The sequence below is a fragment of the Paenibacillus barengoltzii G22 genome, assembly GCF_000403375.2.
In the GTDB taxonomy this organism is placed as follows: Bacteria; Bacillota; Bacilli; order Paenibacillales; family Paenibacillaceae; genus Fontibacillus; species Fontibacillus barengoltzii.
This window is the reverse complement of the sequence record NZ_KE159652.1, coordinates 1,149,538-1,166,455: the sequence shown is the minus strand read 5'-3', so window position 1 is coordinate 1,166,455 and position 16,918 is coordinate 1,149,538. Positions and strand designations below refer to the sequence as shown.

General features: G+C 52.0%; 15 protein-coding genes. 3 read left to right on the top strand and 12 right to left on the bottom strand.

Going from position 1 to position 16,918, the window contains the following annotated elements:
* Positions 1-12 precede the first annotated feature (12 nt).
* Positions 13-2,628, bottom strand: coding sequence for a bifunctional acetaldehyde-CoA/alcohol dehydrogenase (gene adhE, locus C812_RS05415; RefSeq protein ID WP_016311666.1), 2,616 nt, complete (start codon positions 2,626-2,628; stop codon positions 13-15).
* A gap of 448 nt (positions 2,629-3,076) precedes the next feature.
* Here adhE and C812_RS05410 point away from each other — a divergent pair, with 448 nt between their 5' ends.
* Positions 3,077-3,793, top strand: a complete 717-nt coding sequence (locus C812_RS05410) for a Crp/Fnr family transcriptional regulator (protein ID WP_028538282.1) — start codon at positions 3,077-3,079, stop codon at positions 3,791-3,793.
* Positions 3,794-4,088: 295 nt separating this feature from the next.
* On the opposite strand, the gene nirD is transcribed toward C812_RS05410, so the two are convergent.
* From nirD to C812_RS05365, 9 genes are all read right to left on the bottom strand, one after another.
* On the bottom strand, positions 4,089-4,436 hold the full coding sequence (gene nirD / locus C812_RS05405) for a nitrite reductase small subunit NirD (RefSeq protein ID WP_016311664.1): 348 nt from the start codon (positions 4,434-4,436) through the stop codon (positions 4,089-4,091).
* A gap of 31 nt (positions 4,437-4,467) precedes the next feature.
* Positions 4,468-6,900: a nitrite reductase large subunit NirB gene (gene nirB, locus C812_RS05400; protein WP_016311663.1), complete on the bottom strand. Its 2,433-nt coding sequence runs from the start codon at positions 6,898-6,900 to the stop codon at positions 4,468-4,470.
* Between the two features lie 239 nt (positions 6,901-7,139).
* The gene (locus C812_RS05395) at positions 7,140-7,772 is read right to left on the bottom strand and encodes a hypothetical protein (RefSeq protein WP_157274699.1); all 633 of its coding nucleotides are present in this window, start codon (positions 7,770-7,772) and stop codon (positions 7,140-7,142) included.
* Between the two features lie 255 nt (positions 7,773-8,027).
* A complete protein-coding gene (locus C812_RS05390; RefSeq protein ID WP_016311661.1) occupies positions 8,028-8,594 on the bottom strand; it encodes an FAD-dependent oxidoreductase in 567 nt (188 codons plus the stop codon).
* A 63-nt stretch (positions 8,595-8,657) separates the two neighbouring features.
* Positions 8,658-8,975 carry a winged helix-turn-helix transcriptional regulator gene (locus tag C812_RS05385; protein WP_009225301.1) on the bottom strand — a complete coding sequence of 106 codons (318 nt, stop codon included), beginning with the start codon at positions 8,973-8,975 and terminating at the stop codon, positions 8,658-8,660.
* A 170-nt stretch (positions 8,976-9,145) separates the two neighbouring features.
* Complete coding sequence (locus C812_RS05380) at positions 9,146-10,114, bottom strand: sugar phosphate isomerase/epimerase family protein (RefSeq protein ID WP_016311660.1); 969 nt, start codon at positions 10,112-10,114, stop codon at positions 9,146-9,148.
* 18 nt (positions 10,115-10,132) lie between these two features.
* Positions 10,133-11,215: a Gfo/Idh/MocA family protein gene (locus C812_RS05375; protein ID WP_016311659.1), complete on the bottom strand. Its 1,083-nt coding sequence runs from the start codon at positions 11,213-11,215 to the stop codon at positions 10,133-10,135.
* Positions 11,208-11,978 (bottom strand): sugar phosphate isomerase/epimerase family protein, encoded by a 771-nt coding sequence (locus C812_RS05370; RefSeq protein WP_016311658.1) that lies wholly within the window; start codon positions 11,976-11,978, stop codon positions 11,208-11,210. The genes C812_RS05375 and C812_RS05370 overlap by 8 nt, the downstream gene beginning before the upstream one ends.
* A gap of 35 nt (positions 11,979-12,013) precedes the next feature.
* Entirely contained in the window at positions 12,014-13,072 is a 1,059-nt protein-coding gene (locus C812_RS05365) for a Gfo/Idh/MocA family protein (RefSeq protein ID WP_016311657.1), read from the bottom strand.
* Between the two features lie 149 nt (positions 13,073-13,221).
* On the opposite strand from C812_RS05365, the gene C812_RS05360 reads away from it, so the two are divergent.
* Positions 13,222-14,043: an AraC family transcriptional regulator gene (locus C812_RS05360; protein WP_016311656.1), complete on the top strand. Its 822-nt coding sequence runs from the start codon at positions 13,222-13,224 to the stop codon at positions 14,041-14,043.
* An 82-nt stretch (positions 14,044-14,125) separates the two neighbouring features.
* On the opposite strand, the gene C812_RS05355 is transcribed toward C812_RS05360, so the two are convergent.
* Entirely contained in the window at positions 14,126-14,827 is a 702-nt protein-coding gene (locus C812_RS05355; RefSeq protein WP_016311655.1) for a TerC family protein, read from the bottom strand.
* Positions 14,828-15,282: 455 nt separating this feature from the next.
* On the opposite strand from C812_RS05355, the gene msrB reads away from it, so the two are divergent.
* Complete coding sequence (msrB, locus tag C812_RS05350) at positions 15,283-16,272, top strand: peptide-methionine (R)-S-oxide reductase MsrB (protein WP_016311654.1); 990 nt, start codon at positions 15,283-15,285, stop codon at positions 16,270-16,272.
* 64 nt (positions 16,273-16,336) lie between these two features.
* Here msrB and C812_RS05345 read toward each other — a convergent pair whose 3' ends face one another.
* The gene (locus C812_RS05345; RefSeq protein WP_016311653.1) at positions 16,337-16,903 is read right to left on the bottom strand and encodes a CGNR zinc finger domain-containing protein; all 567 of its coding nucleotides are present in this window, start codon (positions 16,901-16,903) and stop codon (positions 16,337-16,339) included.
* Between the last annotated feature and the right edge of the window lie 15 nt (positions 16,904-16,918).

Here is a 16,918-nt window from a genome sequence, read left to right as displayed (position 1 = left end):
CCGCCTGTTCACTTATTCTTCAAATCTACCATAGAAGGCGTCGCGATAAATCTCAGCCAGCTCACTGACCAACGGAAGCTTCGGATTCGCCGTCGTACATTGATCTTCGAAGGCACGGTCCGCCAGGTAATCGACGCGCGATTCGAAATCCTTCGCATCGAAACCAAGCGCTTGGAACGATTCCGGAATGCCCAGCTTCTTGTTCAGATCGCGCACCGCTTTGATCAAGCTTTTCACGCCTTCTTCCGTCGTGCGAGCCGGCAGACCCAGAATGCGGGCGATTTCTGCATAACGTTCATCGGCAACGAAGTTTCTGTATTTCGGCCATGCCGCGAATTTCGTTGGTTTCTTCGCGTTGTAGCGGATGACGTGCGGCATCAGAATCGCATTGGTACGTCCATGAGCCGTACCGTATTGACCGCCCCATTTGTGCGCCAAGCTGTGGTTGATGCCAAGGAATGCGTTGGCGAACGCCATCCCTGCAAGCGTCGAAGCGTTGTGCATTTTCTCACGGGCCAGCTTGTCACCGGTCAGTGCCGATTTCTCCAGGTATTGGAATACCAGTTGGATCGCTTTAATCGCCAGACCGTCTGTGTAGTCGTTCGCCATAACCGAGACGTAAGCTTCGATCGCGTGCGTCAGTACGTCCATACCGGTATCTGCGACTGCAACTTTTGGCAAGCTGTATACGAATTCAGGGTCGATAATTGCAACGTCCGGCGTCAGCTCGTAATCCGCCAACGGATATTTCGTATTGCCGTTGATTTTATCCGTGATTACCGAGAACGAGGTCACTTCGGAACCGGTACCCGACGTTGTTGGAATCGCCACGAACTTCGCTTTTTGGCCGAGACGCGGATATTTGTAGATCCGTTTGCGAATATCCATAAATTTTTGCTTCAGATTGTGGAAGTCGGTATCCGGATATTCATAGAACAGCCACATGCCTTTGGCTGCGTCCATCGGCGAACCGCCGCCCAGCGCGATAATGCAGTCCGGCTGGAATTTCGCCATCAGCTCTGTACCGCGTTGTACAGTCGTGGTCGATGGATCGGGTTCAACGTCCGAGAACACTTCGATGGCGACTGGCGTTTGGCGTTGACGCAAGAAATGTTCGACTCTTTCCACGTAGCCGAGCTTCACCATCATCGGGTCAGTCACGATCATGACGCGGGAGATGTCCGGCATCTTCGCCAAGTATTGCGTCGAGTTTTTCTCGAAGTAAATTTTGCTAGGCACTTTAAACCATTGCATGTTCACGGTACGATGATTCACCCTTTTCACGTTGATCAGATTCACGGCCGTTACGTTCGACGAAGTCGAGTTGCGTCCGTACGACCCGCAGCCCAGTGTCAGCGACGGCAGGTTCGTGTTGTAGATGTCGCCGATACCGCCTTGCGAAGAAGGTTGGTTCACCAGGATCCGGCAGGTTGGCATCCGTTCGGAAAATTGTTGAATCACTTCATCATTATTCGAGTGGATGACCGAGGAATGACCCATACCGCCGAATTGCACCACTTCCAGGGCACGCTTAATGCCTTCCTCTGCATTTTTCACTTTGTAGCAAGCGAGTACAGGACTCAGCTTCTCTGCAGACAATGGGAATTTCGGGCCAACGCCTTCGATCTCGGCAACGAGGATTTTCGTTCCGGCCGGAACGTCGATGCCGCACATTTCTGCGATTTTTACGGCCGATTGACCAACGATCGCAGGGTTCACCGCACATTTTTCAGCGTTGATCGCGCCTGCGGTCAGCTTCGCAGCTTCTTCTTTATTTACAAAATAGCAGCCGTTAGCGATCATTTTCTTCTTCACTTGGTCGAAGATCGGTTCTTCGATAATAACCGCCTGTTCGGATGCGCAAATCATGCCGTTGTCGAACGTTTTGGACAAGATCAGGTCGTTAACCGCTTGATCCAGGTCGGCGCTCTTCTCAATGAAGCAAGGAACGTTACCAGGGCCTACGCCGAGGGCCGGTTTACCGCAGCTATAAGCCGCTTTAACCATCGCGGAACCGCCGGTAGCCAGGATGCAAGCAACGTCCGGGTGATTCATCAGTGCGTTCGTGCGATCCATGGAAGGATCTTCGATCCATTGAATGCAGTCCGCAGGTGCGCCATGTTTAACGGCCGCTTCAAGCAATATTTTAGCGGCTTCTGCACTACATTTTTGCGCGGATGGATGGAAGCCGAAGATGATCGGGTTGCGTGTCTTCACGGCGATCAGCGCTTTGTAAATCGTAGTAGACGTCGGGTTCGTAACTGGAGTAATCCCCATAATGATCCCGAGCGGCTCGGCGATTTTTTGGAAGCTTTCGTAAGGATTGTCTTCGATGACGCCAACTGTTTTTTGGTACTTAATGCTGTTCCAAATATACTCCGTTGCAAACATGTTCTTGATGATTTTATCTTCGTAAACGCCGCGTCCCGTTTCCTCGATCGCCATTTTCGCCAGATACATATGCTTGTCGAGTCCAGCCAAAGCCATCGCTTGCACAATCTTGTCGATCTGCTCCTGATCCATGCTCATGAAAGCTTCGGAAGCTTTCTTCGCTTTGTCGATCAACGTTTGAATATACTCTTGTGCGGTTGGCTGAGCTTTCACAGCCACTTCGTTTTTAACAGCCATCTCTCTCATCCTCCTAAATTTTTGGATTAGGGATTTGCTTGCACATGGTGGACTAAGTTTTATATTGTGAAAAAATTCACTTATAAGCGAATCCCTATGAAGCTTGTGTGCTTCTCTTTATGTCTTGATCATAGCACAGGCTTTTTGTTTTGTATAGTGAATTTTTTCACATACTTTAAAAAAGTTGAAAGTTTTTCGCTTGCCACGATAAATTTTTCATATATACTTTACATTGTGTACATAGTGTCTCTTTGAAATACTTATCGAATGCTGCGAGCGCCAGTTTATTAATTTGCACCGTTTTTAGCGTGAATATCCGATTCGACATAGTGAAATTTCTCACAATGTTCACTTTTTCGGGCTTTATAGCCCCCAAAAATTAAAAAAAACCAGTTATAATTAATTTAAAATTTTCAGAAAAATTTGGAGCACAAAGGGGAAATCGATGATGAGTGAAATTGTGAATGCCACCCTGCCCCGCGGCAATACGAGCTGTTTTTCAGAGCAAAACTTCAATCGCCTTCTCGTTACGATGAAAGACAAATCTTATCCCGAGGGGACACATTTGTTCTGGGAAGGAGACTATTCCGATAAACTGTTCTACATCAAGCGCGGCCGCGTGAAGTTGACGAAATCGACAGATGAGGGCAAAGAGTTGATCCTCTACATGTATGGTGTCGGCGATATGGTTGGGCAAGCCGATCCGTTCTTCAGCTCGAAGCATAGTTTTACCGCCGAAGTTATCGAAGACTGTGAAATCGGTATTATTGAGCAGAAGGACCTGGAAATCATGATTTGCCAGCATTGCGATTTCGCCATCGATTTCATGAAATGGATGGGCATCCATCACCGTTTGACGCAAACCAAATTCCGCGATTTGATGATGTACGGCAAACCGGGCGCTTTGTGCTCGACCTTGATTCGCTTGAGCAATACGTACGGTGAACCGCACGGAGATGCAATTCTGATTAATAAGAAGATCACCCATACTGACTTGTCCAACATGATCGGGGCAACGCGCGAAAGTGTCAACCGAATGCTAAGCGACCTGCGCAAAAAGGAAGCGCTGGACTATGAGAACGGGATGATCGTAATCAAAGACCTGGTCATGCTGCAAGATATTTGCCACTGCGAGCTGTGCCCGAACGAAATCTGCCGTATTTAACCGCCTAGTACTCGCCCTATATACGGCGTTAGTTCCGGTGTATTGAACCGTCCCATGATTGGAGGGCGGTTTTTTTGCTTTCTTCCCATCGCGTAAAAAAATCCCCCAATCCTCTTCGCTACCCAATGAGGTTGGGGGATACTTATGTGGTTATGAGCCCTGTGCTTTCTTGCGCATGGGCGAAATGAACCAATATGCCATTGCGACGAATACCGCACCGCCCCCAAATCAAACTTGCCTCATGCTTCAAAAATAGCGCGGCGACCTTCCGATCACCGCGCTGTCGATAGCCGCACTACGCTTGCTGCAGAGCAGCAGCGGCAATGTAGACCTGTTCGTCCTCCACCTTGACCGGGAACATCGTGACCTGCCCGGTATCCGGTGCTTGAACGAGCCCGGTGGTCAGGTCGATTTTCCAATCATACAACGGATCATACAGATAATGACCCGATACAATCCCCTCGGCCAGCGGTCCGCCCTTTGGATGCGGATTTTGGTTCAGCGCCGCAAAAATCCGGCCATCCGATGTTCGGAACACGGCAATTTGCAGGCCGGCCACTTCCACGACACGCCCGATTTGCGGCAGAAAATCCTCCAAGGCACCAACAGGATAAAACGTTTCGCCCTTACTCTCCATACTCATGCACCATGACCCCTTTCTCCAGGACGCTGTATTACAGCTGGCTGCTCACTTCTAACGAGTGATACAATTTGCCAAGCTGTTCGTTGTCGTTCAGCACTTTTTTCCATGGATCGGATACTTGCTTCAAAGCAAATTCAATCCGTTCCATCAGCGCTTTGCGGTTCTTCACATCGTCAACGATAACCGAGCGGATATGTTCAAGGCCCATCCGTTCCACCCATTCCGACGTTCTCTCCAGGTAGTTGCCGGTTTCACGGTAGTACTGCATCAGCGCGCCGCACACTTCAATCAATTCTTCATCGGTTTTCACCTTGCACAGCGAGTCCGCCAAGCGCGGCTTGATCCCGCCGTTACCGCCAATGAAGACCTCCCAACCGCCGTCATTGCCAACGATCCCGATATCTTTGGTGCACGACTCGGCGCAGTTACGCGGGCAGCCGTTAACCGCCATCTTAAATTTCGCCGGGAAGTCCAGCCGCTCGAATTTGCGCTCCAGCAGCGCGCCCATATCCATTGAATCCTGGGTGCCAAAACGGCAGAACTGCGAACCAACGCAGGTCTTTACTGTGCGCAACGATTTGGCATAAGCATAACCTGACGGCATATCCAGCTCCGCCCACACCTTCGGCAGGTCCTCTTTCTTCACGCCGATCAAATCCAGCCGTTGTCCGCCCGTGACCTTGACCACCTTGACATTGTATTTCAACGAAACATCGGCGATTTTCTTCAGATCTTCCGGCGTCGTGACGCCGCCGTACATCCGCGGCACCACGGTATACGTGCCGTCCTTCTGGATGTTGGCATTCATCCGTTCGTTGACGAAACGCGAAGCTTTTTCATCTTCATGGGTATCCGGGTAGATCATGCCCAGATAGTAGTTAATCGCCGGCCGACACTTCGAGCAGCCTTCCGGCTGCGTCCATCCGAGCACATTCATCACTTCTTTGGTTGTCTGCAGCCCTTTCGCTTTAATCTCGGCAACGATCTCGTCCCGGCTAAGCGTAGTGCAGCTGCAAATCCCCTGTTTCGCCGATTGGGTAAAGCCATCACCAAGCACATATTGCAGGATCTGCTCGACGACCGGTTTACAGCCGCCGCAAGATCGAGTCGCTCCGGTGCTCGCTTTAATCTCGTCGACCGTCGTCATCCCTTGATTTACGATGCAGTCTACGATCGTGCCTTTCGTCACCCCATTACAGCCGCAGACGATTTCCTCATCGCTCATCGTTTCGACCGATGCCTTCTTCTTGGTGCCGCCGCAGCAGCCCCCGCCCATCAGCGATTCGTACAACTCATCGGTCATCTCCGCGCCTTGCTTAATCAGCTTCTGCAGCTCAGCCGAATCTGTGATATCCCCGAACAGCACTGCCCCAACCAGCTTGCCGTCCTTCAGCAAAATTTTCTGATAGGTGCGTTTCCACTCGTCCTTGCTGACGATCACCGTATGCTCCGGTCCATCTATAAATTCACCGGTGGAGAATACATCCACGCCGGAAATTTTGAGCTTGGTCGATACGACCGAACCCTCATAAGGCGCGGTATCCACGCCGCTGATATGCTTCGCCAACACCATCCCCTGCTCGAACAAAGGCGCAACCAGACCGTAACAAACCCCGCGGTGCTCCGTACATTCCCCCACTGAATACACGCCTTCAAGCGAGGTTTGCAGATAGTCGTTCACGACGATCCCACGGTTCACTTCGATGCCGCTGGCTTTAGCAACCGCAACATTAGGTCGGATCCCCACAGCCATAACAACGAATTCTGCCTCCAGCTCCGTCCCGTCGGCAAAGCGCAGGCCGCGAACCCGATGGTCGCCAAACAGCTCCGTCGTTTGTGCACCCATCTTAAATTTGATCCCTTGCCGCTCCAACTCTGCTTTCAACATGCTCGCTGCCTGATGGTCTAACTGGCGTTCCATCAGATCTTCCATCAAATGCACAACCGTCACGTCCATCCCCAGTTGCACAAGACCTTTGGCCGCTTCCAATCCCAACAGTCCACCGCCAATGACGGCCGCCTTCTTGTAGGTCTTCGCCGCCTCCAACATTTGCTTGCAGTCCGCGATGTCACGGAAGCCAACGACCCCTTCCTTATCGCTGCCTGGAATCGGCAAGATCAGCGAATTGGAGCCCGTTGCGATCAGCACTTTATCGTACGGGACGCGCACCCCATTTTCGGCGACGACCTCTTTGGCTTCGGCATCAATCCGCTCCACTGCAGTTCCGAGATGCAGGGTGATCCCGTTCTCTTTGTACCAGTTCAAATCGTTCAGCACGATATCGTCCAGCGTTTTGCTGCCTTCCAGCACATATGACAGCATAATCCGATTGTAGTTCGGATGCGGCTCGCTTCCGAATACCGTAATTTCAAATTTCGTAGTCAACTTCAGGATTTGCTCTACCGTGCTGATTCCGGCCATTCCGTTACCGATAACAACTAGTTTCTCTCGTTCCATTCCCATATCTTTAAAATGCCTCCTCCAATAAACACCTGGGTCTCATGCGACTTGGCGATAGTTAAAATTTGAAGTGATCCCATGCTCCCAGTATACTTTTCAAATAAGGAGGACTTTGTGATTCCATTCACATTAATTGTGAAAATTTTAACATGCTTTTGTCATAACTTTTTCAATATTCTATTAAAAGATCCGCTCTCCCGGATGATTACCAGGATTACGGATCTCTAAGTTACATCGTACTTCTATTGCGTCGCCAAGCTAATCTCCACGTAGTCTTGCGGCTTTAATCTCATATCTAGGCCATTATCCAGCAGCTTCTTCCCATTCACTTTCAGGATCCATTGCTCGTCCTGCTTAGGGGTATAGCCGCCGACGGAGATAATTGATTTATGGTTGGGATTAAACTGAACCATTCCACTGTGCTTCAGGAGATCTCGAACGGTGGTGTTATCACTGTATTTATGGACAAAATATTGCTTCTGACCGCCCCCGTCGATAATCAACAGCAAGGACGCCAGCGGTGAGATCGCTTCATAGCTGTCCACCGTCTTGACGTAAACCAGCAGCTTGTCACCCATTTGCAGCTCCTGATCCCAGTTGGTAGAGGCCAGTTCCTTATCATTTAGCCGGGTCCCCCATTCCAACGCCGAATCCAGCGACACCTCCCCCACCGATTGAATGGCGGACTGGTCCTCTGTAAATTTGACAATCCCGCTGCTTGCCAAGGCATGACGTACCGTTAACCCGTCGATATAATCAAAATGCAGGTTACGCGTCACATCAGGGATAAAGGTGCCACCATCAATCATTAATGTGATATCGTGGGGGTGTTCTACTTCTGTTGTCTGCGTCTCCGCTGGTGTCGGTTGATCCATAATCTGACCGCGGGCGCACGCCGACGCGATTATGATTATAGTCAGTCCTGCCATACATCCAACGAACCATCGCCATCTGTTAAACATAACCGCCCTGCCTTTCTCCTCATCATTTTCCCAACTTCGGCCAGATCGTATTCCTTCTTCTTAAGCATACCGGACAAAGTGCAGGTTCTCAAATTTCAGGCTCCCTGATGGATATTGGCAAAATAAAAAGGCCCCCGTCATCGGAGGCCTGTTGTATGTTCAGATGTCTTACTTAAGTACGTCGTGATCAACGTAGCGTTCGCCATTCATTTCGCTAATCAACTCAATCGCGACCTTCGCACCGTCGCCCGCGGTGATGATCGTATGCACGCTTACCCCGGCAACCGTTCCTGCTGCCCAAATGCGTGGAATGCTCGTACGGCCTTGGCCATCCGTAGCAATCACCGTTTTGATTCGAGGTTCGCGGCCTTCCTTCAGCTCCAAACCGATAGCGCTTGCAAGGTCGGTTAACGCGCCGGTGGCCAATATGATATGGGACGCTTCATAACTGCGGCCGGATTCGGTCTTCACCGTAACCGTTGAACCACCGTTCGTATCGATGTCAGACACTTTCTCTTCAATGAACTTCGCGCCGAATTTCTCCGCCTGCTCCCGGCCGACCTTCAGCAAATCGGGTCCGGAAATGTCCTTCGCACCGTAATGATTCTCGATCCATGCCCGTTTGGTCATGCTGGAGTTGCTGTCCAGAACGAGCGTTTCTTTACCTGCCTTCGCCAAGAAAAGTGCTGCACTTGCTCCTGCAGGTCCTGCTCCAATAACAATTACATCAGCCACACGTACACCTACTTTCTATGATATTCCATGCCGCCCGCTCGCCGGTAACGGCATGTTCGTTGTTTATTTAATCCACTCTTCCGCCCAGGACTGCACTTGTTCCATAACGGGACGAAGCGCCCGGCCTTTCTCCGTTAGTTCATATTCAATCCGGACCGGCGTCTCAGGATAGACATGGCGAACCAGGATTCCTTCACATTCCAGATCCTTCATCCGCTCGGATAACATTTTATCGCTCATGGAAGGAATCTGATTCGAAATATCCTTAAATCGCTTGGGACCGTCCATCAGCGTTTTGATGATCAGACCGTTCCAACGTTTGCCTAAAAACGAAAATGCCGATTCAAATCGCGGACACATTGCCTGGGAATGCTCATCCATAAAATTCACCTCGTTATCATCGCCGACCTAAGGGCTGAAAGCTTACAATTTGTTAGTATATTTCATAATAGCATATTTATTGGAGGAAAGTAAGGGGGATGCCCGGTCATTTAAAAAAAACGACCGCCTAGGCGGCGGCCGCTAGTATAGTATATTACGCTGGTTGTAACTTATACCCACCACATTTCGCCGGCAGAATCTTCCACCAACACCTGCTGGAGATTGCGTACCGCCTTCGTGAACCCTTCGTCGATCGACATCAGGCCGTCTTCATGCTCGATGCTGACAACATAATCGTAGCCATACAAGCGAAGGGCACTGATAATGTCCGCCCAAGTTTTCAAATCATGGCCATAACCCACCGTACGGAACTGCCAGGCTCGATCCTGCATCATCGTATAAGGCTGCATATCCGTAAGTCCGTAACGATTCACGTTCACCGGATCAATCGTCGTGTCCTTGGCGTGGAAATGGTGAATCGCCCCAGCCCGGCCAAGGATCGAGATCGCCTGTACCGGATCAATTCCTTGCCACCACATATGGCTAGGGTCCAAATTGGCGCCGATGGCTTCCCCAGCCGCTTCGCGCAGGCGAAGCAGCGTGGCCGGCGTATGCACGGAGAACCCGCCGTGCAGCTCCAGACCGATCTTCACATGATGCTCTGCGGCATAACGGCCCATTTCCGACCAATACGGAATCACCTTCTGGTTCCATTGCCAATCGAGGATCTCCTGGTAATCGTTGGGCCACGGTGCAACCGGCCAGTTCGGATATTTCGCGTCCTCGTGATCGCCGGGACAGCCGGAGAACGTATTTACCACCGGCACCTCCAGCAATTCAGCCAATTGAACGGTCTTGACGAAAGCGTCATGGAAATCTTGCGCCACCGCCTTTTGCGGGTGCAGGGGGTTGCCGTGGCAGCTGAGCGCACTGATCGTTAACCCGCGCGATTCCACCGCCCGTTTGAACTCCTCCCGCGCTTGTTTGTTTTCCAACAATACATCGGGATTACAATGCGCATTGCCAGGATAGCCTCCAGTCCCGATCTCTACAGCTTTTAGCCCTTGCGCGGCTGCCTTATCCAGCGCCTGCTCCAAGGGGAGTCCTCCGAACAATACGAGAAATACGCCTAATTTCATCTCCGGTCCCTCCCGTGATTAATCAAAATAAACCGTTTTACCCGTTCTCGCCGACTCGTAAATCGCTTCCAAAATTTCCGTGACAACCAACGCTTGCTCCGGTTTCACCAGCGGTTCCTTATCCTCGAGAATCGCTTGTACCCAAGCTCTTGCTTCACGAGTAGCTTCGGTCTCCTGTTTCCCCTCGAAGAAGGCAACGCCGCCCGAGCCCAAATCAATCTTCGTTTCATACAGGCGACTCAATTTCTCCCCATTGATCCGTAGTCCGTTGGTCATGTCCGCGCCGCCTTCCGTTCCGCACAGCAGTGTTTTGGCTTCGCCGATATCCACGATGTTCAGCGCCCAGCTTGATTCCAGAATGATTGTCGCGCCATTCTTCATCGTAATGAAGCCAAATGCGGAGTCCTCCACTTTGAACTCCTCCGGATTCCATGGCCCGAATGCATTCGCTGCATTCTCGCGGCTGCCAAGCTTGTGGAAGACAGAACCGGTGACGCTCTTCGGCTCATAGTTGTCCATCAGCCACAAGGTCAGATCCAGAGCGTGCGTACCGATATCAATCAATGGACCGCCGCCTTGCTTCTCCTCATCGAGGAAGACGCCCCAAGTTGGCACGGCCCGGCGGCGAAGCGCCAGCGCCTTCCCCAGATAAATGTCACCGAGCTCACCCTTTTCGCAAATTTCCTTCAAATACAAGCTGTCGCTGCGGAAGCGGTTTTGATAAGCGATCGTCAGCTTCTTGCCCGTACGCTTCGCCGCATCCAGCATTTGACGCGCCTGTTCTGCCGTCTTAGCCATCGGCTTCTCGCACATAACATGGCGGCCGGATTCCAGCGAAGCAACCGTAATTTCAGCGTGGGAATCGTTTGGCGTGCACACATGTACGACTTCGGCATCGCTTTCCGCCAGCAACTGACGATAATCGGTGTATACCTTGGCATTCTCGCCGCCGTATTGGGCAGCAGCCTTGGCTGCGCGTTCTTCGATGATATCGCAGAATGCGACCATCTCCACCTCAGGCTGCTGGGCCAGGCTTGGCAAATGTTTACCGTTCGCAATCCCGCCGCAGCCGATAATAGCTACTTTCAACGTTTTAGACATGAAGTTTACCTCCTTTTTGCGCATAGTCACGCACCCATTCCATGCTTGTCTGAATGCTCGTGAGCGAATCTCCGGCACAATGGTCCTGCTCGACGATTAGCCATTCTACCCCCGCAGCAATCGCAGCATCGCCGATCTCCGTGATGGCAATCTCCCCGCGGCCAAGCTCAACCGTATCCGGCGAACCGTCCGCCTTCTTGACTACATCCTTCCAGTGCACCAGCGGAAGCCGCCCCTTATATTTAGCGATATAATCCAGCGGATTCGCTCCAGCGAAGGCAACCCAGCAGGAATCGAGCTCCACCTGCAGCAGATGTTCAGGCACTTGCTCGTAGATGGCGTCAAGCACCGGCTTGCCGTCGTGTTGTAATGTCAGCTCAAAATCATGATTATGATAGCAAAGCACTAAATCTTCCTCTTTGCACTTTTCACCGAATATTTTCAAATCTTCGATGATTTCCGACCAACGGTTGCGGTCTTCCTCCGCCAAATAAGGAACGATAATATAGCGGCTGCCAATCGCTTTATTAAACGCCAATTCCTCGTCGATCGCTTCCTTCAACCGGGTATAGGGCGTATGCGCACCAATCGCTGTTAATCCTGTCTCCTGCAGAATCTCCTGGACTTGCTCTACCGTTCGTCCGTAAAAACCGGCAAACTCGACGCCTTGATAACCAAGCTCCGCCACCTTGCGCAAGGTTCCTTCAAAATCCCGTTCCAAATGATCTCTTACCGTATACAACTGCAAACCAAGTTTCGTCATGGGTTCATTTCTCCTCTTCATCATAAGTAAGTCCCTTAGAGCTCTACAGGGCTCAACAGGATATGCCGACCTTCATTCGAGGACCGAGTAACCGCATGCATCGCTTCCAGAACATGATAAGCCAGTTTGCCGCTGGCTCGATGCTCCCGGCCTTCCTGTATCGCTTGCACCATTTCCTCAATACCGCGTCCCCGCTCGTTATCTTCGCTGGCAAATACCGGCGGCAACGTCTCCCAAGTCTCTTCTCCGGCCCGACGAAGCTTCACCTCGCCGGTAAACCAGTTCGGATCTGGGACTTCCAGCGTGCCTTCGGTGCCATAAATCTCCATCCGCGGCAGCATGCTCCCGCCTCGCACATCAAAGCTGGTCACCAGCGTACCGATCGCCCCTCCCACGAAATTCAGCGAAGCACTGTAATGGGTTGGCGTATGAACGGGGATCCGGGTGCCCGCTTTCGGTCCCGAGCCGATCGTCCGCTCCGGAATCTGACTTCCCACCGAACCGCTGATCCGGCGAATCGGTCCTAGCAATTGGACTAGCGCCGTCAGATAGTACGGCCCCATGTCAAACATCGGCCCGCCGCCTTCGGCATAGAAAAACTCCGGATTCGGATGCCAGCGCTCCGGGCCTCCGCTGACCATAAACGCGGTAGCTGCCACGGGACGTCCGATCAACCCGTCGTTAATCGCCTTGCGGGCCGTTTCCAGCCCGGCGCCAAGGAAGGTATCCGGGGCACAGCCGACGCGGAGGTTGCGTGCCGCAGCCAGCTCCAGCATTCGTCTGGCGTCCTCCAAGCGGATCGCCAACGGCTTCTCCACGTAGACGTGCTTGCCGTGCTCCAGAGCCGCAATGTTAATCGACGCATGGGATGAAGGCACCGTGAGATTCAGAATCAGGTCGATTCTAGGATGCCGTAACAATTCTTCAACTGTGAATACGTTTTCAATTCCGAATTCCTCGGCCCGCTCGCGCGCCTTCTCCGGAAACTGGTCGGCCAGCGCCACAACCTTCAGCCTGTCGCTCTTCGCCAAATGACGGAGGTAAGCCGGACTGATGTTGCCGCAGCCGATAATGCCAATCTGGATGTCTGTCATTTTGGTCACTCCTGCCAAGCAGATGTTTGTCTATTTGATGCGCTACCCATGTACCATGGTATTTCAAATTGCTCCAATGTAAAATGAATAATATGATTGAAACATGAACAATCTGGTCATTTTTTTCGAGAACCCTGTGGAGGACACCGATGAACAAAGAGGCAAACCTGCAAATTTTATATGCTGGTTATTCGTTGCACCGCAAACCGTTCCACACGACCCTGCCGAACGGGCACGAAAATTATCTCATCCGCCTGCAGACGTTAGGCAAATGCCGCACGCGGCTAAACGGGCGGCTGGAGCTGCTGGAGCCTGGGGATTTGCTGCTGTTCGCCCCCGGGGACCCTTATGAGTTGAAAATCGAAGCCGAAACGAACGGAACTGGTGAACCCGTGGTTTCCAGCGGAGATTACCATATTTTCTTGTCCGGGGAATGGATTGAGTCCTGGTGGAATCGCCGGCCGCTTCCACACCGTTTGAAGGTTCCCCTGTCCGAAGGGATGGTTGGAGCCTTCCGTCAGATTATGCTGGAGCAGCGCCGCATCTCTAACCCCATGCCGGAAATCTCCGAATATTACTTGAAGATTCTGTGCTTGGAGATTGAACGAAATTTGCTCGAGCAGCCGCAGCCCACCTATCCTACCTATCTTGCCCACCGTCTAAAAAATTATATCGAAGAGAACGCCTCCTCGCCCTTTAAACTGGAGGACGCTGCAGCCCACGTCGGCATCAGCGTGTCGCGGGCGGTGCATCTTTTCAAGCAGGCCTTTGGCACCAGCATGATTCAATACACGCTGGAGGTGCGGCTGAACATGGCGCGGGAGCGGATTATTTTTAGCCCTTTATCGCTGGAGCATGTTGCGGAAAGCTCCGGCTTCCCTAGCTACAACTACTTTCATAAAGTATTCCGCAAGCGATTTGGCATGTCGCCCAAGCAGTTTCGTTTATCTGCCCGGGAGAACAACACTTAACGAGCGAGCCAACAAACACAAAAAATAACGCCGCGACGGCCGTTAATCGGCCGCCTGCGGCGTTGTTCTCTAGCGTTTCCTATTAGCTTCCGTTTGTTTGCGGCATCGCTTTCGCTTGGTGAAGCCGCGCCTTGCGCTTCTTCATGAGGTTGCCAAGCAGCACGACCGCAGCGATGACGAGCAGCTCGAAGCCGTATTTAATCCAAGGGCTGGCGAACCAGTCATGAATCAACGGTTCTTCAACGATCATCTTGGATGCAGTCCAAGCCAGCACAGCCGCCCCAATTGTAATGACGATCGGAAAGCGTTCCGTCAGCTTCAGAATCATCGTGCTGCCCCATACCATAATCGGTACGGATACAGCCAAACCGATAATGACCAACAAGGTGTCCCCGTGCGCTGCGCCAGCGACTGCAAGCACGTTGTCGAGACCCATCATGGCATCGGCGATAATAATCGTGCGAATGGCCGCCCACATTTGGTTCCCGGCCTTGATCTCATGACTTTTCTCCTCAATCAGCAGTTTATAAGCAATCCAGACTAAAGCAAGCCCTCCGGCAAGCCGTAGTCCCGGGATGTTGAGCAGCTGCACAACGAGCAGTGTCATGACGACCCGGATCAGAATCGCCCCCAGGGTCCCCCATACGATAACTTTCTTCTGATCCTGTTGCGGCACATTGCGGGCGGCAAGCCCAATGACGATCGCGTTATCCCCGGCTAAGACGAGGTCGATCAGGACGATGGATAATAAGGCCATCCAAAATTCCGGTGACAGTAAGTCCATGTTCTCTCCCCTTTCTAAATGTTCCATGCAACGGATCTATTTTTTCTGGATCACGGCCTCGCCATTCACGTCAATTGCCGCAGGCCTGCAAAGGCTGCGAGACGGTTCAATCGGACGATCGAGATGGCTGGGACTACGGGAAGATCCCACCGTTCCAAAAAAAATGCGCCGTGTCCGTATTGGGCACGACGCATATACGCATCAAAAAAGACCTTTACCCAATACTCGCTACGGGCAAAGGTCTCGCTAACAACTCTTCGTTGCCAATAAAGCCGGGGTATGTATAACTCCCGTAATGACGACTTTATTGTAACAGCTACTCCCCTTTGGGAACCATGCATGTTTTATTGAGTTATATTATAGCACGCACTTTACGAGAGAACCAGCCTTTTATGCTATCATTTTGGCTTTGTGTCAAAACAAGTTATAATAGTGATGAAATGGAGGGATCCCAAATGAGTCCATCAACAAATTCCAATCTCAAATTAGCCACGTTTGCCGGAGGCTGCTTCTGGTGCATGGTGTCACCATTCGAGGAGCTGCCCGGCGTTCACGGCATTATTTCTGGATATACCGGCGGTCACACGGTAAACCCTACGTACGAGGAGGTTTGCGCTGGGAACACCGGCCATTATGAAGCGGTGCAGATTACGTACGATCCGGACATCTTTCCTTACCGCAAACTGCTGGAGTTGTATTGGCAGCAAATTGATCCAACTGACGCAGGCGGCCAATTCCATGACCGCGGGGATTCGTATCGGACCGCAATTTTCTATCATGATGAGCAGCAGCGTCAGGAGGCGGAAGCTTCCAAGCAAGAGCTTGCGCAAAGCGGCCGCTTCGATAAACCGATTGTTACCCCGATTCTGCCGGCAGCCCCATTCTATCCTGCCGAAGAGTATCATCAGCAATATCATAAGAAAAATCCGGGACACTATCGGCTGTATCGCAAAGGTTCCGGACGTGAAGATTTCCTGGAGCGCCACTGGTCCGGCCCTGCCAATCGGGAAGAGCTGAAGCGCAAGCTGACGCCAATCCAATACGAGGTCACACAAAATAATGCGACTGAGCGTCCTTTTACCGGAGAGTATTGGGACCATGAAGAAGAAGGCATTTACGTGGATGTCGTCTCCGGCGAGCCGTTGTTCAGCTCCCGTGACAAATACGATGCCGGCTGCGGTTGGCCGAGCTTTACCCGCCCGATCCGGAGCTACCACATCAAGGAGAAGACCGATACCAGCCATTTCATGATTCGCACCGAAGTGCGCAGCCGGCTGGGCGATTCCCACCTGGGCCACGTCTTCGAGGACGGTCCGGAACCAACAGGACTCCGCTATTGCATCAATTCCGCAGCGCTCCGCTTCGTGCCGAAGGCCGATTTGGAGAAGGAAGGATACGGTGAATATCTGTACCTGTTTGAAGATGAGCCAAAATCGCAAAAATAATACTGAAACAAGAACCAGGCAGCCCCTCTCGGCTGCCTGGTTCTTGTCATTTATGAAGAACAAGCTATTGCTCGCTTGGATCGGCTCCCGCCTTCTTTCGGGCGCGAAACCGCCGCACCTTCATCAAATTGCCGCACGTCTTGTCTTCACAGTATTTCTTCGTCCGGTTACGCGTGTCATCGTAAAAAAACCAGCGGCAATCCGGGTTGTCACACAGGCGAATTCTTGACGTTTCCCCGTGAAGCAGCGTTTCGCTGAAGCTGGCGGCAATCTCTGCCCGCACATGGCGCCAGTCCTCCGTCACTGGAACATATTGCAGCCGGATGTCTCCCGGTTCTCCGGACAACCTGCGGGTAACCGGATCCTGCACCAAATGTTCATTGAGCATCTGCCAATCCGCTTCCTCCATCTGGCCGCCTCCCGCCAATTTGACCGCTAAGGCATGCAGGCGTTCCCGAAAATGACGCATGGCCAAGACCTCTTCCACCGGCATCGGTACAGGAGCAGTCAATTGCCAGTGATTAAGGAACCACTGCTGCCAGGTCAGCTTCTCCAGCCGATCTTCGCTGCGTCCGCTTCTCCGCCAATCATGCCACTCGCTGTTCAAAAAATCGCTCCATAATGTCTCCACTTCGAAGCCCCCAAA